The organism is Tenacibaculum discolor (genome assembly GCF_003664185.1).
Taxonomy (GTDB): Bacteria; Bacteroidota; Bacteroidia; order Flavobacteriales; family Flavobacteriaceae; genus Polaribacter; species Polaribacter discolor.
On record NZ_RCCS01000008.1, the window covers coordinates 283,097 to 307,516 of the forward strand.

A 24,420-nucleotide genomic window follows, 5' to 3' on the forward strand; every position below is an offset into this window, starting at 1 on the left:
CTAAAAAGCAACGATTTTTTCATGATTTTATCCGTTAAATATTTTTGATTTCTTCTTTACTGATTAAATTATCCTCAATTCAACTCTAAAAAACAACAAATAGATTATTGTTATCTCTATAAAAAACAAATATCATTACGAATAATCTAATATCTAATTAAACTTTTGTTTGTTCGCTCAAAATTCTATTTTTGAACTCCTTAACCTAATTAAAAATTGTTGAACGAAGCTATTACCAAACTTAACTTCTTATTTGACTGGAGACCTTATCAAACAAAAGTGCTTCAAAATTTTTCAGTTCATATACAGGATGATCATTTTCATATAGTTGCTCCACCTGGTTCTGGGAAAACAATTTTAGGAATCGAAATTATTAAAAGAATAGGTAAAAAAACATTGATTCTAGCTCCCACTTTAACCATTAGAAATCAATGGGAAGATCGTTTACAAAACTTTTTTACTACCGATTGTAATTTTTCTCAGGTTTCATTTGATATTAAACAACCTTCTGATATTACTTTTTCTACATATCAGGCTTTACACAGTTTTTATAAGTCTTTTGATACTAAGGAAGCCTATTATAATTTCTTTAAAAAACATCAAATAGAAGTTTTGTTATTAGATGAAGCTCATCACTTAAAAAACGCTTGGTGGAAATGTTTATTTGACTTAAAAGAACAACACATGCAAACTGTTGTTGCCTTAACCGCTACTCCACCGTATGACAGTGACAATACTGAAATTCAAAAATATTTTAAACTGTGTGGTGAAATTGATGATGAAATTGTAGTTCCTGATTTAGTGAAAGAGCAAAATCTTTGTCCACATCAAGATTTAGTTTTTCTATCCGAACCTGAAGATCAAGAAATTAATTTTATTACTGATTTTAGGCTTAAAATTTCTCAGTTTGTTACTGACATCTTAAAAGATAAAGAGTTTATTTCTTTTCTAAAACAACACAGATTTTATGCTAAAACAGAGGAAAACTTAGAAGAACTCTACAAGTATTCTGATTTCTTTTCTTCTATGTTAATCTTCTTACACGAAGCAGGAAAAACTATTCCTTTTGAAAAACTACGTGTATTAGGTTTTGATAAAGATGAAGAGATTGATTTTCCTTCAATTACAAATGAATGGATTCAAATTTTGTTTCAACACTTATTAGTAACTGATCGTAAAAATCTTATTGAAGATGAAGTTTATTTAGATTTTTTAGAAAAAAAACTTCGAAAATTGGCAGTTTTTAGTAAAAACAAAGTCAATTTAGTAGGAAATGAACTTTTGTATAAATCACTCAGTAATAGTCCTAGTAAATTAAAAAGTATTACAACTATTGTTCAACAAGAACAACAAAATTTACAAGACGATTTACGTTGTGTTATTTTATCAGATTATATTAGAAAAGAATACCTAAACTGTTCTTTACCTGAAATAAAAGAAATTAAAAAACTAGGAGTTATTCCTATTTTTCATCATGTTAGAACAACTACTAAAAACAAAAATAGTTTAGCTGTTCTTACAGGTAGTTTAGTAATTATTCATAGTAGTAATATTGCTAAACTTGGTTTGGTTGATGCTATTGATAACTACAATTACACTCCTTTAAAATCGGATACCGAGTTTGTAATTCTTACAACTAAAAATTCATCTAAACATAGTATTGTTGAAGCCATTACTCAGCTTTTTGAATTCGGACATGTCAAAATTTTAGTGGGTACAAAATCGTTATTAGGTGAAGGTTGGGACGCCCCATCCATCAATAGCTTAATTTTAGCTTCTGTTGTAGGCTCATTTGTTACTTCAAATCAAATGCGTGGACGTGCAATTCGAGTAGATAGCAAAAACCCTAATAAAGTTGGTTTAATTTGGCATTTGGCTTGTATTGATACTTCGGATGAGTTTGGAGGACGAGACTTTGAAATTCTTACTCGTCGTTTTAATGCTTTCTTAGGTATTTCCAATGGTAAAAAAGCTGTTATAACTAGCGGAATTGAACGTCTGCAGCTTCCTGCTAATTTTATTGATGATGATATTCAACAACAAAATAAAAAGACTTTAGAGCTTTCTAAAAACAGAAATTTAATTTCTCAACGATGGACAAATGCCATTAGCAATGGAAAAGGAATTATTAAAGAACTTACCTTTTTTAATGAAAAGAATAAACAATATCCTAAACAGAAAAAGTTGTATTATCAAGATATTGTAAAATACACGATTGGTGAAATTATTATTGGTTTATCCTTTTTTCTTCCTGAATTTATCATCAAAAACTTTAATGTTTTATTACAAAAGGGTATTATTTACTTCCTATTTGCTTTGTCTTCTGCCTTAGGACTAACTTTTGGTTATAAAATTTATAAGTCTGTTCAATTGTATGTATACTTCGGATTGATTCATAAAAAAATAGATAAAATCGCATTGGCTATTTTGGAATCTCTTTATGAGCTAAACCTTTTAACAACACCATTAAACGGTATACTAGTTCAAACTCAATTATTAGCTAAAGGAAATGTTTCTTGCACCATTCACGGAGCAAACAGGTATGAAAGCACACTATTCATAAAGGCTTTGGATGAGTTGTTACAACCTATCGATAACCCCAAATATTTACTGATAAAAACGAGTTGGTTCCGCAGAAAATTAAAATTAAATAATTTCTTTCCTGTTCCAGAAATTTTTGGTGTTCGCAAAAAAGAATGTCAAGTTTTTCAATCTCACTGGAACAAACATCTTGGTAAATCTAAGTTAGTATACACACGAACTTTGGATGGAAGAAAACTGTTACTAAAGGCACGTCTTTTCCATATTCATAATGTGAATAGTGAACTTACTAAGAAAAATGTTGTTTGGAAATAGGTTTTAAATTATACCCAGTTTTTAGGTTTAGCCAATACCTTTAATAATTTTGCTTCTTCAGAACCTTTTGCTGGATGGTGATTGTATTTCCACTGTACCGTTGGTGGTAAACTCATTAAAATACTTTCTATACGTCCGTTCGTTTTTAAACCAAATAAGGTTCCTCTATCGTGTACTAAATTAAATTCTACATAACGACCACGACGTACTTCTTGCCAGTCTTTATGTTCTTGAGTGTACGCTATATCTTTTCTTCTCTCAACAATTGGTACATATGAGTTTAAAAAGCTATTTCCTACTTCGGTAACAAAATCATATCGATCTTGCATAGAGAACTCCTCTGTTTCTTTTAAATAGTCAAAGAACAAACCTCCTAAACCACGTGCTTCATTTCTGTGTGCATTCCAAAAGTAGTTATCACAAGTTTCTTTAAATTTTGGATAAAAGTCTGGGTGGTGCTTATCACAAGCTTCTTTACAAACAGTGTGAAAATGTTTTGCATCTTCTTCAAATAAATAATATGGAGTTAAATCTTGCCCACCACCAAACCATTGTGTAACAATGTTTCCATCACTATCATACATTTCAAAATAACGCCAGTTAGCGTGTACTGTAGGTACAAATGGATTCTTTGGATGGATTACTAAACTTAATCCACAAGCGAAAAAGTCGCCACTCTCCACTCCAAATTGCTTTCTTAATGCTTCAGGCAACTCACCAAAAACTTTAGATATATTTACACCTCCTTTTTCAAAAATATTTCCATTTTCAATCACACGAGTTCTACCTCCTCCACCTTCAGCACGCTTCCATAAATCTTCTTGAAACTTAGCTTTCCCATCTATAGCTTCTAATTTAGATGTTATGGTATCTTGTAATTCTTGAATGTAGGCGTAAAATTGTTCTTTCATGTGTTTGTTTCTGTTGAAGTGCAAAAGTACTTATTCTGGTAATTTTTTAAGCTGTATTTTCTTAATAGTTTCTGTAGTAGCTGCGGTTACTGATAATGGTAATACCAGAATTACTCCAATAACAGGAATTAATAAAAATAACATAAATACAACTCCATTTCCTATAGCTAACCCCTTGTTTTCTTTTACAAAATTGATACTTTCTCTGTATTTAAAATGACGTTCAAGCGTATAGTCCATATTACCAAAACCTGCATAATATGCTTGCATTAAAAATAGTAACACAGTTGAAACAATACCTATCACAGGAATCAATCCTAATAATAAGATAGGAATTGTCAATAAGAGTTCTCTGGTTAAATTTCTAAGGTTTATTCGTATACCTCTAATTAATTGTTCTTGAAAAGAAGTTATTCTATGTGTATGATCTTCTCCTCTAAGATGATCTTCAATTTTTTCTGAAACTGGACTCATAAAAGGCGCCGATAATGCCATTACAATATGTTTGTATAATACCAAACCTATTACCACAATAAGTAATCCACTTAAAAAAGTACTAATTACTTCAAAGGTTTCTTTACCAAATTCCCATTTCCAAAAATTTGCTACATAATGACCTATGTTATCTGAAAATGTATATGCCATAAAGCCAACAAATGTTGCTGTTAATAGGCTTATAAACATTGGAATGATAAAATACTTCCATAGTTTTAACTTTGAAATCATTCCAAAAGCTCCAAAATAAGCTTGAATTCCTTTTACTATATTTTGCATCATATTTTTTTATGTGAAAATAAAAAACCTCTTTCAATAAAGAAAGAGGTCTGTAAAATATTGTTGAATCTATTTACTTTAAAATTGGTGCTAAAAAGTCTTCAAAATTCTTTGTATTAATTTCGTTTACTTTATCCCAACCTACTTCTTTTGTTGGTGTTGCTGCTCCTCTTTTAACGTTTACAAATTGTTTGTCTTTGTTAATTAAATAAGCTGTAGGGTAATCTAGTTTGTGAACAAATCCACTAATATCTAAATAACCTTTTTTAACTTTATCTATTTCTCTTGCAGGTACTAGTTTGATTCTTTTGTCTAGTTTTTCAGCCATTCTTTTAACTTTAGCTTCTTTGTCCCAAAAAATCATAACAAACTCTAATTGGTCATTATATTTTTCAACCATTTTGTTTAAAGCTGGTACATCTCCCCAACATGGAGCTGACCAAGTTGCATTGGCTATAAGCACAATTGGCTTGTTAATTTTGTCAGTACTTACCGTTTTACTATCCATCGTAGTAAAATTATAATTTAACAAATAAGAGCCTTTAATGCACTTATCAATCAAACCTTCAGCACTTTCTTCTACACAATTGTTTACTGCAAAATTGTAATACGTTTTATTTTGTGCGAAAATAACGGTTGTTAAAAAACACATCAAAACAAAATATAAATTCTTCATTTTTAATTATTTAAAGGGGGTTATCTGTCGGCTTTATACTCTTTAACCGCGTCAATAAATGCCTTTGCATTATCTAGCGGGATGTTCGGTAAAATTCCGTGCCCCAAGTTAACAATATATTTGTCTTTACCAAACTCATTTATCATTTGGTGTACCATCTTTTTTATTTCAGCTGGTGGAGACAACAATCTTGAAGGATCAAAGTTACCTTGTAAGGTAATATTTCCTCCTGTTAAATAACGAGCATTTCTTGCAGAACATGTCCAATCTACTCCTAAAGCTGAGGCGTTTGATTGTGCCATTTCATGTAAGGCAAACCAACACCCTTTACCAAAAGCAATAACTGGAGCATCATCTTTCAATGCTTCTATTATTTGATTGATGTACTGCCATGAAAATTCTTGATAATCTGTTGGAGATAACATTCCTCCCCAAGAATCAAAAACTTGTACAGCGTTTACACCTGCTTTTACCTTTTCTTTTAAATATGCAATTGTGGTATCTGTAATCTTCTGAAGCAATTCGTGTGCCAAAATTGGTTGAGTGAAACAAAATTCTTTTGCTTTGTCGAAATTTTTAGACCCTTGTCCTTGTACAACGTAACATAAAATTGTCCATGGAGACCCCGCAAAACCTATTAATGGTATTTCATCGTTTAGCTTTTCTTTGGTTGCTTTAATAGCATCCATCACATATCCTAATTCTTCATGAATATCAGGTATAATTACGTTGTCTAACCCTTTTTTATCTCTTACAGGATTTGGCAAATAAGGTCCAAAGTTAGGTTTCATTTCCACTTCAATATTCATTGCTTGTGGAATTACTAAAATATCTGAGAATAATATCGCAGCATCCATTCCGTATCTACGAATTGGTTGTACTGTAATTTCTGAAGCTAATTCTGGAGTTCTACAACGTGTAAAGAAATCGTACTTTTCTCGAATTTCCATAAACTCTGGCAAATACCTTCCTGCTTGACGCATCATCCATACTGGTGGACGGTCAACTGTTTCTCCTTTTAAAGCTCTTAAAAATAAATCGTTTTTTATCATGTCTATCTTTATGTCATCCTTCCTCGTAATGACAATTATTTATTCTACATTTTTGATACTGCTTCCATCGACTTATCAATGGCGTTCGCTATCTCTTGAATATCTTTTTCTGTTAAAGCTGATGATAAGAACCAAGCTTCAAACTGACTTGGAGGTAAAAACACACCATTTCTAGTCATCTCCCAAAAGAAAGTAGCATATTTCTTTGTATCTGAAGTTTGTGCTTCTTCAAAGTTAGTTACTTTTTTATTGGTAAAGAATGGATTTATCATCGAACCAAATCGGTTAACTGTAATTTCAACTCCATGTTTTTTTGCTGATTCTAACAAAAATACTTCAATGATCTGAGCAATCTCGTTAAACTTTTCGTACGGATTTTGTTTCTTTAATTCTGTTAAAGTTGAAATTCCCGCTGCCATCGCAATTGGATTTCCTGATAAAGTTCCTGCTTGGTACATTCCTCCTAATGGAGCTACTGTTTCCATGATTTCATTACGTGCTCCATACGCTCCTACTGGAAAACCTCCCCCAATTACTTTTCCTAAACAAGTAATGTCAGCTTCAACACCTAATACTTCTTGTGCTCCTCCGAACTTAGAACGGAAACCTGTCATTACCTCATCAATAATCAACAAGGCTCCTTTTGAGTTTACATACTCTTTTAATTCTTTTAAGAAATCATTTTGTGGAGTTACTACTCCCATATTTCCTGCAATAGGTTCTAAAATAACTCCTGCAATATCATCATGAGCTTCAAAATGTGCTTTTACACTTTCTAAGTCATTGTAGTTTGCAATCAACGTATTTTTCACAGCTCCTTCTGGCACTCCTTTACTTCCTGGTAAACTCAACGTAGCTAAACCTGAACCTGCTGCCACTAATAAGGCATCTTGGTGTCCGTGGTAGCAACCAGCAAACTTTATAATTTTGTCTTTTCCAGTAAACGCTCTCGCTAAACGAATTCCGCTTAATACCGCCTCAGTACCAGAATTTACAAAACGAACTTTGTCCATTCCTGGGAAAGCATCACAAACAATTTTTGCTAATTTAATTTCACCTTTTGTTGATGCTCCAAAAGAATATCCTTTTTTCAAAGCTTTTCTAATGGCTTTTTCTACTTTTTTATGACGGTGTCCTAAAATCATTGGACCATAAGACAATACTAAATCGATGTATGAATTGTTATCTACATCAGTAATCTTGCTTCCTTTCGCTTTTTTTATGAATAAAGGATTCCCTCCTACAGAAGCAAATGCACGTACTGGTGAATTTACTGCTCCTACTAAGTTTTCTAATCCTTTGTTATATAATTCTTGTGATTTTTTAAAGCTCATTCTTCGCTAATTATTAGTTGTTAATTATGAGTTTTTAGTTGATAAACTCATTTTTAAATTATCTCATTAAAACTCTAGCAGCTTCTTTGGCAAAATAAGTTATGATAATATCTGCTCCCGCTCTTTTCATAGAAAGTAAGCTCTCCATCATTACTTTTTCACCATCAATCCATCCTTTTTCAGCGGCTGCTTTTATCATTGAGTATTCTCCACTTACATTATAGCAAGCGATTGGTCTATCGAAATTATTTTTTAAATCTCTAATGATGTCTAAGTATGATAAGGCTGGTTTTACCATTAAAATATCTGCTCCTTCTTCATCATCAAAAGTTGCCTCACGTAATCCTTCATCTCTATTAGAAGGATCCATTTGATAAGTTCTTCTATCTCCAAATGATGGTGCTGAATCTACCGCTTCTCTGAAAGGACCGTAAAATCCTGATGCGTATTTTACAGAATATCCCATGATTGGTAAGTTTGCAAAACCAGTATTATCTAATGATTCACGCATCATAGCGATTGCTCCGTCCATCATTCCTGATGGTGCTACCATATCTGCCCCTGCTTTTGCATGCGAAACTGTTTGTTTTGCTAAGTTTACTAAGGTAGCATCATTGTCTACATCGTTATCGTGTATAACTCCACAGTGACCATGTGAGGTGTATTCACAGAAACATACATCTGTAATTACATACAAACTTGGATAGTTCTTTTTAATGAATCGGATTGCTTGTTGCATAATTCCGTTGTCGTTCCAAGTTTCGGTGCCTTCATCATCTTTTTTAGATGGTATTCCAAATAGTAAAACTGCTGGAATTTTTAAGGCTACAACTTCGTCTAATTCTTTAGAAATGGTATCTAACGAATAACGATTGATTCCTGGCATAGAAGGAATTTCTGTTTCAATACCTGTTCCTTCTTCAATAAATAATGGGTATATAAAATCATCTACCGATAGTTTGTTTTCTCGAACTAAACGACGGATATTTTCTGTTTTTCTTAGTCTGCGTGTTCTAAACATAGTTTATTCTTTTACAAAGTGAAGGTTTACCAACTCTAGTACACTTTCTACGGTTGGCATCTTTGCTATTTGTACTTCTTTAAAATGTTTTTTTGCTTCATTAGCAGTACTATCTCCAATACAAAAAGCTATTTTATCAGCAGTGTTTTTTTCCATGTAGCTTTCAACTGTTGATGGACTGTAAAATAATACTCCGTTTACTTTTTCATCAACTTTTGCTGGACTGTACATTGTTTTATAAGCTTCGACTTCGTTTACAACAATATCGTTCGCCTTAAGAATAAGTGGTAACGTATCTAATCTCAAATTACTACAGAAGTAAGTTACCTCTTGTCCTTTTAATTCTTTAGATAAATACTCTGATAGTTTTTTAGCATTTCTTTCTGAGTGTGTTACTTTACCAATGCGTTGTTCAATTAACTTTTTAGTTCTTCTTCCAACACAATAAATATTTTTAAATTGTAATTCGTCTGAAGTAAAAGAGTTTAAAAGTGCTTCTACCCCATTTTTGCTTGTAATAATTACATTTTCTATTTCTTCTTTTACTACTTTAGGAGCAATTCTGTTAAAACGAATTTTGATAAAATCACTATCCTGAACACTCATGTGTGTTGGTAATAATTTCTTTTGCGCTTCAGATAGTTTTTTTGTCGAATAGATTGAAAACTCTTTTTCAATTCCTTCGTCTTCCATCATAATTAACTTCCCTCCTTTATCAATCACATAATTAGCGCAATCTTTTGCTACATATTTATGCTTTCCTACTTTTACTTTTTTACTAACTTCAATTTTCTTTTTACCGTCTCTACTTAGTAAGATTCCTTTAAAGTTAATTTCTTCTTCTTTTTCATTTATAAAAGCTAACGCTCCAATAGGTGCTGTACATCCACCTTCTAAACGATTTAAGAACTCACGCTCTATACCAGTACAAATCTCGGTGTCTTTGTCATTTAACTCTGCACAAATCTCTTTGATTTCTTCATCTTTATCTAAAGCTGTAATCATAATCGCACCTTGAGCTGGTGCTGGAATCATCCACGTTAAATTAACTGCTCCTTTAGGTCGTAAACCAACTCTTTCTAGTCCAGCCGCTGCAAAAATAGCTCCGTTCCAATCGTTATCTTCTAACTTTTGTAAACGTGTATTTACGTTTCCACGTAAGCCTTCTACGGTATGTGTTGGGTAGCGATTTAACCACTGAGCTTTTCTACGTAAACTACCTGTAGCAATTACTCCATTAGGTTGTGCCATGAACTCTTCATTGTCTTTTAACAACAAAATATCGTTATAATTCGCACGTTTTAATACAGCTGCTTGTATAATACCTTCTGGCAATACTGTAGGAACATCTTTCATGGAATGTACTGCAATATCAATATCGTCATTCAACATGGCGATATCTAAATTTTTAGTAAAAATTCCTGTGATTCCTAATTCGTAAAGGGGTTTATCTAAAACTAAATCACCCGTTGCTTTAACGGGGATTAATTGAGTTTGATGACCTAATTCTTCTAAAAGTTTTTGAACTTTTTTTGCTTGCCACATAGCCAATTGGCTATCGCGTGTACCTATTCTAATTATCTTCTGCATGGATGGATTCTAAATTTGCTCCGAACACTTTAGCCATTACTTCAATACTTGTATTTACTGAAGTTTCTTCGTCTTTTAAGTGTTTAACAAATTGTGTGGTTATTTTTTGAATAAATCTTGATGTTAATATTTCTGCCTGTTCTTCATCAAAATTTTTAATTTTCTTCTTATGGAAGGCTATTTCTCCTTGTTGAATGTTTTGTAATGATTCTTTTAAAGCGGTAATTGCTGGGGTAAATCTTCTGTGATTTAACCATTCTTGAAATTCTTGGTTATGAGTTTCAATAATCGCTTCGGCTACTGGTACTTCTTGTTGACGTATTGCTAATGTTTCATCTGTAATTTTCGAAAGATCATCTACATTCACCATCGTTACATTATCTAAATCAGCAACTTCTTTTGATACATTCGCTGGCATTGATAAATCTAAAATCAACAATTCTTTATCTGCAGGAACATGTTCTTTTGTAATTGTTGGAAAACTAGCTCCAGTAGAAACAATTAGTACATCACTTTTATGAACTTCTTCTGCTAAATTTGCATATGATGCTTTTATTATGGAACTATGCTCTTTTACAAACGCTGAAGTTTTTTCTTCGGTTCTATTAATTAAACTTACCGATTTATTTTGAGTATACTCTGCTAAGTTTTTACAGGTATGTTTTCCCATTTTACCTAAACCGAATACTAAAATGTTTTTTGAATTATAATCTGGTAAATTATTAATTAAATACTGAACAGCTGCATACGATACAGAAGTTGTACCTGAACTTAATTTAGTTTCATTTTTAACTCGCTTGCTTGCTTGCATTACATGATTCAATAAACGCTCAAAATATGCATTTGTAGTTCCTACTTCTTTAGCTTGCTTAAATGCTTGACGTAACTGCCCAACTATTTCGTAGTCTCCTAAAATTTGGCTATCCAACCCTGTTCCCATTCTAAACAAATGGTTAATGGCTTCTTTATTTTTATATACGTTTGATACGTTGGCAAATTCTTCTACAGAACCATTTGAGTATTTACACAACATACTTATTAACTGAAAAGGGTGTTCTGCAAAACCACAAATCTCTGTTCTATTACAAGTAGACAATACAAAAATTCCGTCTACTCCTTTTTGTTTTGCTTCTTCTAAAAGTTGTTTTTGATTTTCTTTAGAAATACTAAATTTCCCCCTAATCGCAGCATCAGCTTTTTTATAACTAACGCCTATGTTGTATAAATTACTATGATGTTTATTTTCTACTGTCATTGAGTCTTCTTCAAAAAAGTCGGTCAAAAATATAAATATTGAACAAAAAAAAGTATCGCTAAAAGAACTTTTAATGTCGCTATTCGTTTTTTCACTCAAAAACACCTTAAAAACTTACACAAAAGTGTATTTTTGCAGTAAAATAGACTAGGAGAAACATTTTATTTTAGAATCATTCTAAATAGTAAGTTTTATAAAAACCACTGAATCCATGTCAAAAAACATCGCAGAAAGTACATTTAGGGAAGTTCCTATAGAACAGGGCTTTTTTGTACTAAAATTTCAGAATAACTCTGACGAAACAGAGTTTTTCAAAAGAGATATTGACAACTCTTACATACAACTACACTACTGTGTTAAAGGTAATTGTAAATTTCATTTTAACAATAACAGTTACACTTTTAATGTTTTAGACAAGCATTCAATTTTCTTATATAATCCACAACAAGATTTACCAATTAACTTAGAAATATTACCAAAAACCTCTTTGGTATCCGTGCTAATTTCTATTGAAAAATTTCATACATTTTTTTCAAAAGAAGCTAGCTATATCCCTTTTTTAAGTGAAAACAATAAAAACAAGAAATATTACGACAATGCAGAAATAAACGCTAATGTTTTATTAGTGCTTCAACAAATTTTAACTGCAAAAAACCAGAGTTCAATGCGAGACCTTTATATAAAAGGTAAAACATATGAATTATTGAGTTTACATTTTGACAGTGGCGAAAACACCAATGAAGAATACTGTCCTTTCTTAGTTGATGACCGTGAGGTTTTAAAAATTAGAAAAGCAAAAGATATTATTATTTCTAGAATGAGTGAACCACCAAGCTTACAAGACTTGGCAAATGAAGTAGGCTTGAATTTAAAAAAACTAAAAGAAGGTTTTAAGCAAATTTATGGTGATACAGTGTACAGCTTTTTATTTGATTATAAAATGGAACATGCTCGTAAACTATTAGAAAGCAATCAGTACAATGTAAATGAAGTTGGGTTACAAGTTGGTTATAGTACTTCTAGCCACTTTATTTCTGCCTTTAAAAAGAAATTTGGCACTACACCTAAACAATATGTAATGAGTTTGCAGTAGACAGTAGACAGTAGACAGTAGACAGTAGACAAAATTAAAAACTTACAAAATGAAACAACTAACTCATTATGATATAGAAAACAATCAGCAAGATTTTCCAGTAACTATTGTATGTGATGCTATCCGTACTCCTGAAAATATAGGAATGTGCTTTCGTATTTCTGAAAGTTTTGGAGTGTCTAAAATCTATTTACATGAAAGTTCTCCTTCTATAGATAACAGAATTGTTAAGAAAACTGCTAGAAATACTATTCAACAAATACCATATGATACCTATGGGAATTTTGAACAACTTATCCATCAATTAAAAGAAGATGGAAACACTATTATTGGTATTGAAATTACCGATGAAAGTATAAACATTAGCGATTACGATTTTACTTCACATTCTAAAATTGTGTTACTTTTGGGTAGCGAAAGAAATGGTATAGAAAACGTTAACTTAGTAGATGCAACTGTAGCTATACCAATGTATGGGCGTAACTCTAGCATGAATGTAATTCATAGCTTAGCTATTGCTCTATACGAAACAACAAACCAATTAAATAAAAAGATTCTGAAATAAATTCAGCCAAAATATGAAAGGAGTTTTATTAGTAAACCTTGGATCACCAGAAAGTACAAACCCGAAAGACGTAAAAAAATACTTAGGGGAATTTTTAATGGATGAACGTGTTATTGACGTTCCTTATTGGTTAAGAACATTTATTGTTAAAGGTATTATTTTAAATACTCGTCCTAAAAAATCGGCAGAAGCCTATCAAAAAATTTGGTGGGAAGAAGGCTCTCCTTTAATTGTACTATCAGAACGTTTACAAAACAAAGTACAAGCAAAAACAGAACTCCCTGTTGCTTTAGCAATGCGTTATGGGAATCCATCAATTAAAAGTGGATTACAAGAATTACATGATAAGGGGGTTACTGAAGTTTTATTAGTTCCGTTATACCCTCAGTTTGCCATGGCAACTACTGAAACTATTTTGGTATTAGCTGAAGAGTTAAGAAAAGAATTCTTTCCTAACATGAAAATTACCGATGTACCTGCTTTTTATAACAAACCAGAATACATCAAAGCATTATCTAATAGCATAAAAGATTATTTATCTGATAAAGATTACGACCATATTTTATTCTCTTATCATGGAGTACCTGAGCGACACATCAGAAAATCTGACATTACAAAATCGCACTGTAACCCTGAGGCAGGAAATTTAAGTTGTTGTAATACTTCTTCTGAAGCTCATAAATATTGCTACCGTCACCAATGTTATCAAACCACTAAAAATGTGATTTCTGAATTAGGTCTAGACGAAAATAAAGTATCAACTTCATTTCAATCTCGCTTAGGTGTAGATCCTTGGCTACAACCTTATACCGATAGAACTATTGTTAACAAAGCCGAAAAAGAAGGCATAAAAAAACTAGCGATAGTAACTCCCGCTTTTGTTTCTGATTGTTTAGAAACTTTAGAAGAAATAGCAATGGAGGGTAAACATGAATTTTTGGAAGCTGGTGGTGAAGAGTTTTACACTGTTCCTTGTATTAATGATAATGATGAATGGGTAGATGTTTTAGCAGGGTGGATTGACGATTTCAATAAAAATTAATTATGGACTTTTTATACGTAAAGGCATTACACATCATATTTGTAGTAACTTGGTTTGCAGGATTATTTTATATAGGCCGTCTGTTTATTTACCATGTAGAGGCAGAAAAAAAAGACGAACCAGCCAAGTCTATATTACAAACCCAATACAAGTTAATGTCTAAACGTTTATGGTATATTATTACTTGGCCTTCTTTATTTTTAGCAAGTTTTTTTGCTTTTTGGATGCTATATAAAAATCCTTATTATTTAAAAATGCCGTGGATGCATGTAAAATTAGCTTTTGTATTAGCGCTGTATTTTTACCACGGATTTTGCCATAAAATCTACAAAGAACTACAACGTGATGAGATTAAATACACACCTAATAAACTTCGAATGTTTAATGAAATTCCAACTGTAATTTTATTTGCTGTTGTATTTTTAGTGGTTTTAAAAAGTGCAATTAACTGGATTTGGGGTGTGGTAGGAATTATCTTATTTGGAGTATTATTGATGATTGGTATTCGTTATTATAAAAAAGTAAGAGCTAAAAAATCGTGGGATAAATACGAACAAGAGTTGATGGATGAGGATAAAAAAAATAACAATTAATTTTTCTTTTAATAGACCACTTTACTACTTTCGCTGCAAAATTATAAATCTTAAATTAAATCACATTAAACTATGAAAAAAATTTTAGTTTTAACAATTGCTATGTTTAGCTTATTCGCTTGTTCTTCTGACGATGAAAACAATTTAGATCCTATAGTGGGTACTTGGTATAAGTTTTCTGAAGAAGGCATAGAAGCAAGTGACTGTGAAAAAAAATCTTCTGTTACTTTTAACGAAAACGGAACCTTTAACTCAATATCATATGAGTCTATTGAGGACAAATGTATTATAGAGGATGAATTTTCTGCTACATGGGCAAACAAAGGAAATGGAGTTTATTCAAGAATTCATAATGGTGAATCATCTGACTCAAGCATTACTTTTTCTGATAACGGTAACACTATGACATCTGTATACAAACAAGAATATAATGGTGAAACTCTTACAGACATAACTGTTTTTAAGAGAAAATAATCTATTTACATTTAACAACAAAAAACAGCTGTGAAGTAATTTCAAAGCTGTTTTTTTTATCCTTTTAATGATTGAGTAAACGGTATTCTATTCACAATACTTCGTCCAAGCGTAACCTCATCTGCATATTCCAACTCATCTCCTACCGAGATTCCTCTAGCAATGGTTGATGTTGTTACTCCGTATTGTTCTATCTGTTTGTAAATATAAAAGTTGGTGGTATCACCTTCCATGGTAGAGCTTAAAGCAAAAATCAACTCTTTAATCTCGCCTTCTTTTACTTTCTCTACTAAAGATTCTATTTGTAAGTTTTGAGGACCGACCCCTTCAATAGGAGAAATCTTCCCCCCTAACACGTGGTACAAACCTCTGTATTGCGCTGTATTTTCAATCGCCATCACATCACGAATATCTTCTACCACACATACAATCTCAGCATTTCGCTTCGGATTACTACAAATATCACATAACACTGTATCAGAAATATTATGACATTTTTTACACGATTTTACATCGTTACGTAAATGCGTTAAAGCCTCTGTTAAATACTTCGTATTTTCTTTCGGTTGTTTTAATAAGTGTAACACCAAACGAAGTGCTGTACGCTTACCAATTCCTGGTAACCGACTTACTTCATTTACTGCATTTTCTAATAATTTCGACGAAAAATCCATGTTGCGAATTTACAATTTTTCGATAAGGATTAAGTATCTTCGTAGCTTTAAAATTAAAACTTCAATTCACATGAATTCAGAGATAAGAAACCTAGAACCAAAAGCTGTTTGGAAAAATTTTGCCGACTTAAACGCTGTACCTCGCCCTTCTAAAAAAGAAGAAAGAGTAATTCAGTTTATGGTAGATTTCGGTAAGAAATTAAATCTTGAAACCATGGTTGATAAAGTTGGGAATGTAATTATTCGCAAGCCTGCTTCAACTGGAATGGAAGACAGAAAAACAGTCGTTATGCAAAGTCATTTAGACATGGTACACCAAAAAAATGCTGATACTGTTTTTGATTTTGACACTGAAGGGATCAAAATGTTTGTAGATGGTGATTGGGTAAAAGCTGACGGAACTACGTTAGGAGCTGACAACGGTTTAGGTGTTGCTGCTATTATGGGAGTTTTAGAGTCTACTGATATTGCTCACCCAGCTATCGAAGCTTTATTCACAATTGATGAGGAAACAGGTATGACTGGTGCCATGGGGCTTGAAGGTGGATTATTAGAAGGTGAAATTTTATTGAACCTTGACACTGAGGAAGATGATGAAATAGGAATGGGATGCGCTGGTGGTGTAGATGTTACGGCTACTAGAAACTATAACGAAGAGGCTACTCCTGAAAATACAATCGCCTATGAAATTTCTGTTACAGGATTAAATGGTGGTCACTCAGGAATGGATATTATTAAAGGTTTAGGAAACGCGAATAAAATTATGAACCGTTTATTATTTGACGGTTTTACTAACTTCGGATTACGTGTTGCAGAAATTAATGGAGGTAGTTTACGTAACGCTATCCCTCGTGAAAGCTTTTCTACTGTAGTTATTGATGCTGTTTCTAAAGAACCTTTCTTATTTGAAATACATGAGCTTATTAACAATATTAAAGCTGAGTTTTCAACATTAGAACCTAACCTTACTATTGAATTAAAAGAGATTAATACTCCAGAAAACGTAATGGACTTAGGTGTTCAGGAAGGATTGATTAAAGCTGTTTACGCTGCTTTAAATGGTGTATACCGTATGAGTCCTGATATTGAAGGATTAGTAGAAACTTCAAATAATATTGCTCGTATTATTGTAAAAGACGGAGCTATTAAAATTGGATGTTTAACACGTTCTTCTTCTGAAACTAATAAGTGGGACTTAGCAAACTCGTTACGTTCATCTTTTGAATTAGCTGGTTTTGACGTAGAATTTTCTGGTTCGTATCCAGGATGGTTACCAAACGTAAATTCTGAAATATTAAAAACTGTAACTGACTTATACGAAGAATTACACAACGAAAAACCTATCGTAGCTGCATGTCACGCAGGATTAGAATGTGGTATTTTAGGTCAAAACTATCCAGAAATGGATATGGTTTCTTTCGGACCAAATATTAAAGGTGCTCATTCACCTGATGAGCGCGCACAAATATCATCAACACAAAAATTCTGGAAGTTTTTATTAGAAATTTTAAAGAACACTCCCGTAAAGAATTAAAAACTTACACATAAACTTTAAAACCACAACGTTGCAGTTGTGGTTTTTTGTTTACATTTATAAAATGAATTTTTTAGCGCATTTATACCTTTCTGAAAGCAACACCAATATTATGATTGGTAACTTCATAGCTGACCATATAAAAGGTAATAAGTTTTCTCACTTTCATGAAGACATTCAAAAAGGTATATTACTACATCGAGAAATTGACACCTATACAGATGCGCACAAAATTGTTAGAATTAGCAAACGAAGATTACACGAACGTTACCGACACTATGATGGTGTAATTATTGATATTTTTTACGATCATTATTTAGCAAAAAACTGGAGAAATTACTCAGAAATCCCATTAAACATTTATGTAAACTCAGTTTATAAATTGCTTCAAGAAAACATTGATATTCTTCCTGAGAAAACTCAGAAAATACTTCCTTATATGGTACAATACAATTGGTTATATAACTACCAATTTGCTAAGGGAATTCAAGAAGTCTTAAATGGAATGAATAAGCGCACTAATGGTAAATCAAAAATGAATTTGGCTACTGGAGATTTATTAGAGCATTATCAAATTTTTGAAAATGATTTTACTACCTTTTTTGAAGATTTACGCGAATTTTCTCATCAAAAACTAAAAGAATTAAGCTAAAACATATGAAAAAAACATTCTTATTTCTTTCAGCATTAATATTACTATGCAACTGTAAAAAAGAAAAAGCTGTAGGTCTAATTACTGAAAAAGCTATGGTAGTTTCTGCTCGTAAAGAAGCTTCAAAAATTGGATCCGATATTCTACAAAAAGGAGGAAATGCTTTTGACGCTATGGTTGCCACTGAATTAGCGTTAGCTGTAGCATATCCATACGCTGGAAACCTTGGTGGTGGTGGATTTATGGTATACCGAAAAAACACAGGAGAAATTGGCGCATTAGATTATCGTGAAAAAGCGCCTCTTGCTTCTCATAAAGATATGTATTTAGATAGCTTAGGAAATGTAATTAAAAACAAAAGTACATTAGGGGCTATGGCAGTAGGAATCCCAGGAACAGTTGCTGGTGTTTTTGCTACACATAAAAAATTCGGTTCATTACCTATTCAAGAAATCTTAAAACCAGTCATTGCCTTAGCTAAAAAAGGAGTTATTGTTACTCAAAAACAAGAAGACCGTATAAAAAAATACCAACATTATTTTTTAGAGGTAAACAAAAACCCTATTCTTTTTGATAAACCTTGGAAAAAGGGTGACACTATAAAATATCCTGCTTTAGCCAAAACTTTAGAGCGTATTTCACAAAATGGTAGAGACGAATTTTATAAAGGTGAAACAGCAAAACGTCTCGTTACTTTTATGCAGGCAAATGGCGGAATTATAACTGAAGAAGATTTGGCTAAATACGAAGCTAAATGGAGAACCCCAATTACCTTTACCTACGACAATTTACGTATCATTTCTATGTCCCCACCTGCCAGTGGCGGAATTTGTTTAGCACAAATTATGAATGGAATTGAACCTTTTGACTTAGACAAGTTTGGGCATAACTCAACAAAGTCCATACAAGTTATCACAGAAGCAGAACGTAGAGCCTACGCAGATAGAAGTTTTTATTTAGGTGATCCAGACTTTGTAAAAATTCCAATTGAAACTCTCAAAAGTAAAGAATACACAAAAAATCGAATGAATGATTTTTCTTTTAAAAAAGCAACTTCTTCTACCGATGTCTCTCATGGAAGCATTACTATGATTGAGAGTGATGAAACCACCCACTACTCTATTGTTGATCAATTTGGAAATGCTGTTTCTGCTACCACAACAATTAACGGTGCTTATGGTTCTAAGCTATATTGCGCTGACTTAGGGTTCTTCTTAAACAACGAAATGGATGATTTTTCAAGCAAACCAGGTGTACCAAACATGTTCGGTTTAGTTGGAGCTGAAGCTAATAAAATAGAACCTGAAAAACGTATGTTGAGTTCTATGACTCCTACTATTGTAGAGAAAAATGGTCAACTACATATGGTTGTAGGAACTCCTGGAGGCTCAACAATTATTACTTCCGTATTACAAACCATTTTAAATGTTCATGAATTTGACATGGGAATACAAGAAGCCGTGAATCAAACACGTTTCCATCACCAATGGCTACCTGATGTTATTAAAATGGAGCCTAAAGGTTTTAACAAAAAAGTAAAAAAAGAATTACAACAATTAGGATACAAATTAGATGAAACAAACTCACCTGTTATCGGAAAAGTAGATGCTATTTTAGTACTTCCTAATGGTAAACTAGAAGGCGGTGCAGATCCTAGAGGTGATGATACCGCTATTGGTTTTTAGTTTTTTTTAGACTTTCATGTTTTAACAAATTTTTCACTTCCTTTAACAGCTAATTAAGTAGCTTTAAAGTTTAAAATTTCAAAAAACATGAAAAAAATACTAACCTTACTTACTTTAACAGTTTGTTATACTGGTTTCTCTCAAGGAACACGTTTATTAAGACAACCTACGATATCTAATTCTGAGGTTGTTTTTGTTTATGCAAACGACCTTTGGAAGGCTCCGATTAAAGGCGGAGATGCCATACGACTTACCAGCGATGATGGCTATGAGTCAAACCCGCATTTCTCTAATGATGGCACTATGATCGCGTTTACCGCACAGTACGATGGGAATACTGATGTATATGTAATTCCTGCTACTGGTGGTGAACCCAAACGTTTAACTTATCATCCAAGTGGTGACTTTGTACAAGGCTGGACACCTGACAACAAAATTGTATTCCGTTCTTCTAGAAAAAGCAGACCTACTCAAACAAATAAGTTTTATACTGTTTCATTAAAGGGAGGCTTACCTGAAGCTGTAAAAGTTCCAAGAGCTGCTTATGGAGAATTTTCAAAAAATGGTAAATATCTCGCCTATACTCCTATTACTAGTTGGGATGCAGAATGGAGAAACTATCGTGGTGGTCAAGCAATGCCTATTTGGATTTTGAATATGCAAAATCAAAAACTAGTTAAAACTCCTCAAAAAGATAAAGAAAGGCATTTAGATCCTGTTTGGTATAACGGTAGTGTTTACTACATTTCTGAAAGAGACTACACTAGTAATATTTGGTCATATAATTTAACAACGAAACAAGAAAAACAACTTACATTTCATAAAAAATTCGACGTAAAAAGTCTGGATGCTAATTCAAACGGGATTGTTTATGAACAAGGAGGGTACATCCACTTTTTAAACCCTAGCACCTCAGCTACCAAGCAAATACCCATAACAGTTCATGGTGATTTAAACTATGCAAGAACGCGTTGGATGGATGTAAAAGGAAGAAATTTAACGAACCCTAATATTTCTCCTAAAGGAAAAAGAGCCATTTTTGAATACCGCGGTGAAATTTTTACTGTTCCTAAAGAAAATGGTACTTGGAGAAACTTAACCAACTCTTCAGGTGTTGCTGATAGGCACCCTATTTGGTCTCCAAAAGGAGATAAAGTAGCTTGGTTTTCTGACAAAAATGGAGAATACGAGTTAATAATTGCCGACCAAAATGGAGATAATAAATCATATATTAAAATTCCTAATCCTACTTTTTATTTCAAACCTGATTGGTCTCCTAATGGAAAATATGTATCGTTTACCGATACGCATTTTAATATTTGGGTTCTTAACTTAGAAACTAAGAAGGCTGAAAAAATAGCTACCGATAATTTTGCTCATCCGAATAGAACCATGAATCCGAAATGGTCACCTGATAGTGATTGGATTGCTTATGCAAAACAAAACGAAAATCATTTTAAGTCTATTTACGTATACCAAATCAGTTCTAAAAAAACAGTTCAAATTACAGATCCTTTAGCAGATGCTATTTCTCCTGTATGGGATGCTTCAGGAAAATATATTTACACCTTGGCTAGCACCAACTACGGGTTAGCATCTGGATGGCTAGACATGAGTTCTTACGACCCTTCAGTAACACGTAGTTTATATGCAATTGTTCTGAACAGCAAAGACAAAGCTCCTAACCTACCGAAAACTGACGAAGAGAAGGCTGAAAAAAAAGATTCTGAAGAAAAGAGCAAAGAAGAAGAAAAAAACGATAAAAAAACATCAAAAGAAGCTGATAAAATAAAAGTTGTGATTGATGAAGAAGGCATTTTCAATAGAGCTATTGCTTTAAAATTGCCTGCTAAAAATTATACAGCTTTATACAAAGCTCCAAAAAATCATGTTTTTGTAGCAGAAGCAAATGAAAACAGCCCAAGTACTACTATTCACGACTATGATATTTCAAAAGAAAAAGCGACTGAATTTACCAAAGAAGCTCGTTCAATAACAGTTTCAGAAGATAGAGAATCTGTATTACTATCAAGTAAAGGAAACTGGAGTATTGTTAGTAGTAAATCTCCAGTAAAACCTGGTAAAGGCTCTATAAAAACCAATTTAAAAATTAAGGTCGATCCAAAAGCTGAAGCTCATCAAATCTTTAAAGAAGGTTGGCGCTATATGAGAGATTTTTTATATGTTGACAATGTACACGGTGCCCCATGGGATAAAATCTACCAATGGTACGCTCCATGGATTGATCATGTAAGACACAGAACTGACTTAAACTATGTTGTAGACATTATGAGTGGTGAAGTTGCTATTGGTCATTCATACGTTTACGGAGGTGATACTCCTAAAACCAACTATGTTCCTGTTGGATTATTAGGTTGTGATTTTGAAAAAGCAAATGGTTTATACAAGTTTTCTAAAATATACAAAGGAGAGCGTTGGAATCCTTCTATTAAGGCCCCATTAGGGCTTCCTGGAATTGATGTTAAAGAAGGAGATTATTTATTAGAAGTTAATGGAGTTACCCTTACTTCAGAAGACAATTTATATAAAGCCTTAGAGCAAACAGCTGGAAGAGAAATTTATATTAAGGTAAATTCTAAACCTATAGTTAAGGGAGCAAAAACCATTTTGGTAAAACCTGTTGCTAGCGAAAGAAGTTTACGTTCTATAGACTGGGTAGAAGAAAACAGAAGGAAAGTTGATAAACTGTCTAACGGAAAATTAGCGTATGTATATGTTCCGAACACATCAAACAACGGATTTACCTCTTTTAATCGCTATTATTTTTCTCAGCAAGATAAAAAAGGAGTTATTATAGATGAAAGAAATAATGGAGGTGGTAGCGCAGCCGATTATATGATTGATATATTATCTAGAAAACCTTTTGGATATTTTAACAGTAAGGCTAATAAAAGAAAACCATGGACAACCCCAATTGCTGGTATTTGGGGACCAAAAGTGATGATTATTAACGAACGTGCTGGCTCTGGAGGGGACCTTTTCCCTTACATGTTTAAAGAAAGAAAAATAGGGCCTTTAGTAGGAACTCGTACGTGGGGAGGTTTAGTAGGAACATGGGATACACCTGCTTTTATTGATGGTGGTAGAATGGTTGCTCCTCGTGGTGGATTTTTTGATTTAGATGGTAATTGGGCTGTTGAAGGTGAAGGTGTAGCTCCTGATATTGAAGTACACCAAGAACCTAGTAAAGTTTTAAAAGGAAAAGACCCTCAACTCGAAAAGGCTGTTAATGAAGCTTTACGCTTACTAAAAACTAATGAATTCATTCCTAAGCCTGAGCCTGCTCCACCTGTTCGATGGAAAAGACCTGATGGGTATTAAAAATAAAAAAAGGATAGTTAATTAACTATCCTTTTTTTTATCATACAACTAGTTACCAAGTTAAACTATACTTAGCTTCATAATTTTTATTTTGAGAATTATATCCATTAACTCCCCAATGTTGCTCAAAAAGACCAGCACCAGTTGGCTTCTTATCTTCATCATACATTTCAAAAATAAAACAAGGAATTCTAACATTAGGGTTACGTGGTGTTCCGTTTCCACTTTTACAATGATTAATTAAATTTTGATTAAATGTTCGTGCATTTGCTTTTGTTGCTGTAGAGTAAGTAACTGTAGGCCCTGTAGGCCATCCTGCTTCACCAATAACAATAGGTAAGCTTCCATATCCATTATTTCCTAATGCTACATATAATGCATCATACATTGCATCAAAAATATTTTTATATGTATAACTTCCATCATGAACCCAATGCTTTTCACCTGCAGTAAACAAACAATAATCTAAATGAACATTATTTGGCTGATTATTTTGAGTAATAAATGGATATACATTAACCATAAACACTGAATTATCTTCTTTTAAAATAGCACAAACATCTAAAATTGTATTCTTAAGACTACTATTGAAAGCTCCTGCTGAAGGCGGATATGAATTCCCCATAATAGCATAGTTAAAAGGAACAGTTACTTTGGCAGATAATCCTTTTGCTTTTATAGCTGTTTTAATATTTGTTATAGCTTCTACAAGATATGGGGCGTATGCATTATTCCACCAACTTCCTAAAGGTTCGTTTCCAACACAAATCATAGGAATGGAGCTAGCGTTGTTAGATAACACATCTACAATTGTATTAATGGTAGTTGAATCATTTTTAGCACAAGCTTTTAAATCTCCATTTGGCACATCAACTAAAACTTGCAATCCTTCCTTAGCAAAAGCACTAATACAATCTGCCTGATTGTACGTAAACATCTTAACCGTTTTAACGCCAGTTGCTTTTATTTGCACAGCTGCTTTTGTTGCACTTACTTGTTTTCCTGCACTTTGAAAAGTATTACTAAAATTAACTCCTATAATTGATTTAAATATTGAATGATTCATTATTAATTAGTTTTTGTTGTTTGATTATTAAAATTACTACATCTTTAATATCTTTTTTTAAAAACATCTTTAAACGTATAAAAATGAGGTAAGAGAGTTATTTTATAAAACAAAAAAAGGTAGTTCCTAATTCCTCATCAATCTTTCAAGTATGTCCTTTATACTTCCAACATACAACTTTAAAAGAATTGTTTTACCTTATTATTTACTCACATTTGTCACCATTCGTAA

At 32.6% G+C, this 24,420-nt stretch carries 20 protein-coding genes; 10 read left to right on the top strand and 10 right to left on the bottom strand.

What is annotated here, in order from left to right; genetic code table 11:
- The first annotated feature begins 216 nt into the window (after positions 1-216).
- The gene (locus C8N27_RS11755) at positions 217-2,856 is read left to right on the top strand and encodes a DEAD/DEAH box helicase family protein (RefSeq protein ID WP_244174750.1); all 2,640 of its coding nucleotides are present in this window, start codon (positions 217-219) and stop codon (positions 2,854-2,856) included.
- 8 nt (positions 2,857-2,864) lie between these two features.
- Here the strand turns inward: C8N27_RS11755 and hemF are convergent, their stop codons facing one another.
- The 8 genes from hemF to hemA form a co-directional block, all read right to left on the bottom strand.
- Positions 2,865-3,767 (bottom strand): oxygen-dependent coproporphyrinogen oxidase, encoded by a 903-nt coding sequence (hemF, locus tag C8N27_RS11760; protein WP_121147521.1) that lies wholly within the window; start codon positions 3,765-3,767, stop codon positions 2,865-2,867.
- 30 nt (positions 3,768-3,797) lie between these two features.
- Entirely contained in the window at positions 3,798-4,544 is a 747-nt protein-coding gene (locus tag C8N27_RS11765; protein WP_121147522.1) for an EI24 domain-containing protein, read from the bottom strand.
- 70 nt (positions 4,545-4,614) lie between these two features.
- Complete coding sequence (locus C8N27_RS11770; RefSeq protein ID WP_121147523.1) at positions 4,615-5,217, bottom strand: TlpA family protein disulfide reductase; 603 nt, start codon at positions 5,215-5,217, stop codon at positions 4,615-4,617.
- 20 nt (positions 5,218-5,237) lie between these two features.
- A complete protein-coding gene (hemE, locus tag C8N27_RS11775; protein ID WP_121147524.1) occupies positions 5,238-6,269 on the bottom strand; it encodes a uroporphyrinogen decarboxylase in 1,032 nt (343 codons plus the stop codon).
- 44 nt (positions 6,270-6,313) lie between these two features.
- Entirely contained in the window at positions 6,314-7,603 is a 1,290-nt protein-coding gene (gene hemL / locus C8N27_RS11780; RefSeq protein WP_121147525.1) for a glutamate-1-semialdehyde 2,1-aminomutase, read from the bottom strand.
- A gap of 58 nt (positions 7,604-7,661) precedes the next feature.
- Complete coding sequence (hemB, locus tag C8N27_RS11785) at positions 7,662-8,624, bottom strand: porphobilinogen synthase (protein WP_121147526.1); 963 nt, start codon at positions 8,622-8,624, stop codon at positions 7,662-7,664.
- A gap of 3 nt (positions 8,625-8,627) precedes the next feature.
- Positions 8,628-10,214, bottom strand: a complete 1,587-nt coding sequence (gene hemC / locus C8N27_RS11790; RefSeq protein WP_121147527.1) for a hydroxymethylbilane synthase — start codon at positions 10,212-10,214, stop codon at positions 8,628-8,630.
- Entirely contained in the window at positions 10,198-11,469 is a 1,272-nt protein-coding gene (gene hemA / locus C8N27_RS11795; RefSeq protein WP_099213896.1) for a glutamyl-tRNA reductase, read from the bottom strand. The genes hemC and hemA overlap by 17 nt, the downstream gene beginning before the upstream one ends.
- Before the next feature lie 211 nt (positions 11,470-11,680).
- On the opposite strand from hemA, the gene C8N27_RS11800 reads away from it, so the two are divergent.
- The 5 genes from C8N27_RS11800 (at position 11,681) to C8N27_RS11820 (ending at position 15,236) form a co-directional block, all read left to right on the top strand.
- Positions 11,681-12,562: a helix-turn-helix transcriptional regulator gene (locus tag C8N27_RS11800; protein ID WP_099213772.1), complete on the top strand. Its 882-nt coding sequence runs from the start codon at positions 11,681-11,683 to the stop codon at positions 12,560-12,562.
- A 49-nt stretch (positions 12,563-12,611) separates the two neighbouring features.
- A complete protein-coding gene (locus tag C8N27_RS11805; protein ID WP_121147528.1) occupies positions 12,612-13,127 on the top strand; it encodes a TrmH family RNA methyltransferase in 516 nt (171 codons plus the stop codon).
- A gap of 13 nt (positions 13,128-13,140) precedes the next feature.
- On the top strand, positions 13,141-14,169 hold the full coding sequence (hemH, locus tag C8N27_RS11810) for a ferrochelatase (RefSeq protein WP_121147529.1): 1,029 nt from the start codon (positions 13,141-13,143) through the stop codon (positions 14,167-14,169).
- Between the two features lie 2 nt (positions 14,170-14,171).
- Positions 14,172-14,762 (top strand): CopD family protein, encoded by a 591-nt coding sequence (locus tag C8N27_RS11815; protein WP_121147530.1) that lies wholly within the window; start codon positions 14,172-14,174, stop codon positions 14,760-14,762.
- Positions 14,763-14,834: 72 nt separating this feature from the next.
- Positions 14,835-15,236, top strand: a complete 402-nt coding sequence (locus C8N27_RS11820; RefSeq protein ID WP_121147531.1) for a lipocalin-like domain-containing protein — start codon at positions 14,835-14,837, stop codon at positions 15,234-15,236.
- Between the two features lie 56 nt (positions 15,237-15,292).
- On the opposite strand, the gene recR is transcribed toward C8N27_RS11820, so the two are convergent.
- Positions 15,293-15,910 (bottom strand): recombination mediator RecR, encoded by a 618-nt coding sequence (recR, locus tag C8N27_RS11825; protein ID WP_121147532.1) that lies wholly within the window; start codon positions 15,908-15,910, stop codon positions 15,293-15,295.
- Between the two features lie 70 nt (positions 15,911-15,980).
- On the opposite strand from recR, the gene C8N27_RS11830 reads away from it, so the two are divergent.
- The 4 genes from C8N27_RS11830 (at position 15,981) to C8N27_RS11845 (ending at position 23,123) form a co-directional block, all read left to right on the top strand.
- Positions 15,981-17,444, top strand: coding sequence for an aminoacyl-histidine dipeptidase (locus C8N27_RS11830; RefSeq protein ID WP_099213778.1), 1,464 nt, complete (start codon positions 15,981-15,983; stop codon positions 17,442-17,444).
- Positions 17,445-17,508: 64 nt separating this feature from the next.
- Complete coding sequence (locus C8N27_RS11835; protein WP_099213779.1) at positions 17,509-18,096, top strand: acyl carrier protein phosphodiesterase; 588 nt, start codon at positions 17,509-17,511, stop codon at positions 18,094-18,096.
- A 5-nt stretch (positions 18,097-18,101) separates the two neighbouring features.
- A complete protein-coding gene (ggt, locus tag C8N27_RS11840) occupies positions 18,102-19,781 on the top strand; it encodes a gamma-glutamyltransferase (RefSeq protein WP_121147533.1) in 1,680 nt (559 codons plus the stop codon).
- A gap of 87 nt (positions 19,782-19,868) precedes the next feature.
- The gene (locus tag C8N27_RS11845; protein WP_121147534.1) at positions 19,869-23,123 is read left to right on the top strand and encodes a S41 family peptidase; all 3,255 of its coding nucleotides are present in this window, start codon (positions 19,869-19,871) and stop codon (positions 23,121-23,123) included.
- A gap of 52 nt (positions 23,124-23,175) precedes the next feature.
- Here C8N27_RS11845 and C8N27_RS11850 read toward each other — a convergent pair whose 3' ends face one another.
- The gene (locus tag C8N27_RS11850; protein ID WP_121147535.1) at positions 23,176-24,189 is read right to left on the bottom strand and encodes a glycosyl hydrolase family 17 protein; all 1,014 of its coding nucleotides are present in this window, start codon (positions 24,187-24,189) and stop codon (positions 23,176-23,178) included.
- Between the last annotated feature and the right edge of the window lie 231 nt (positions 24,190-24,420).

Excerpts from the sequence above, each read along its gene's own strand:
- C8N27_RS11765 (WP_121147522.1), bottom strand. The coding sequence starts at position 4,544 with ATGATGCAAAATATAGTAAAAGGAATTCAAGCTTATTTTGGAGCTTTT.
- hemF (WP_121147521.1), bottom strand. The coding sequence starts at position 3,767 with ATGAAAGAACAATTTTACGCCTACATTCAAGAATTACAAGATACCATA.
- hemC (WP_121147527.1), bottom strand. The coding sequence starts at position 10,214 with ATGCAGAAGATAATTAGAATAGGTACACGCGATAGCCAATTGGCTATG.
- hemB (WP_121147526.1), bottom strand. The coding sequence starts at position 8,624 with ATGTTTAGAACACGCAGACTAAGAAAAACAGAAAATATCCGTCGTTTA.
- hemH (WP_121147529.1), top strand. The coding sequence starts at position 13,141 with ATGAAAGGAGTTTTATTAGTAAACCTTGGATCACCAGAAAGTACAAAC.
- hemL (WP_121147525.1), bottom strand. The coding sequence starts at position 7,603 with ATGAGCTTTAAAAAATCACAAGAATTATATAACAAAGGATTAGAAAAC.
- C8N27_RS11830 (WP_099213778.1), top strand. The coding sequence starts at position 15,981 with ATGAATTCAGAGATAAGAAACCTAGAACCAAAAGCTGTTTGGAAAAAT.
- C8N27_RS11835 (WP_099213779.1), top strand. The coding sequence starts at position 17,509 with ATGAATTTTTTAGCGCATTTATACCTTTCTGAAAGCAACACCAATATT.
- ggt (WP_121147533.1), top strand. The coding sequence starts at position 18,102 with ATGAAAAAAACATTCTTATTTCTTTCAGCATTAATATTACTATGCAAC.
- hemE (WP_121147524.1), bottom strand. The coding sequence starts at position 6,269 with ATGATAAAAAACGATTTATTTTTAAGAGCTTTAAAAGGAGAAACAGTT.
- C8N27_RS11800 (WP_099213772.1), top strand. The coding sequence starts at position 11,681 with ATGTCAAAAAACATCGCAGAAAGTACATTTAGGGAAGTTCCTATAGAA.
- C8N27_RS11770 (WP_121147523.1), bottom strand. The coding sequence starts at position 5,217 with ATGAAGAATTTATATTTTGTTTTGATGTGTTTTTTAACAACCGTTATT.
- recR (WP_121147532.1), bottom strand. The coding sequence starts at position 15,910 with ATGGATTTTTCGTCGAAATTATTAGAAAATGCAGTAAATGAAGTAAGT.
- C8N27_RS11805 (WP_121147528.1), top strand. The coding sequence starts at position 12,612 with ATGAAACAACTAACTCATTATGATATAGAAAACAATCAGCAAGATTTT.
- C8N27_RS11815 (WP_121147530.1), top strand. The coding sequence starts at position 14,172 with ATGGACTTTTTATACGTAAAGGCATTACACATCATATTTGTAGTAACT.
- C8N27_RS11845 (WP_121147534.1), top strand. The coding sequence starts at position 19,869 with ATGAAAAAAATACTAACCTTACTTACTTTAACAGTTTGTTATACTGGT.
- hemA (WP_099213896.1), bottom strand. The coding sequence starts at position 11,469 with ATGACAGTAGAAAATAAACATCATAGTAATTTATACAACATAGGCGTT.
- C8N27_RS11820 (WP_121147531.1), top strand. The coding sequence starts at position 14,835 with ATGAAAAAAATTTTAGTTTTAACAATTGCTATGTTTAGCTTATTCGCT.
- C8N27_RS11850 (WP_121147535.1), bottom strand. The coding sequence starts at position 24,189 with ATGAATCATTCAATATTTAAATCAATTATAGGAGTTAATTTTAGTAAT.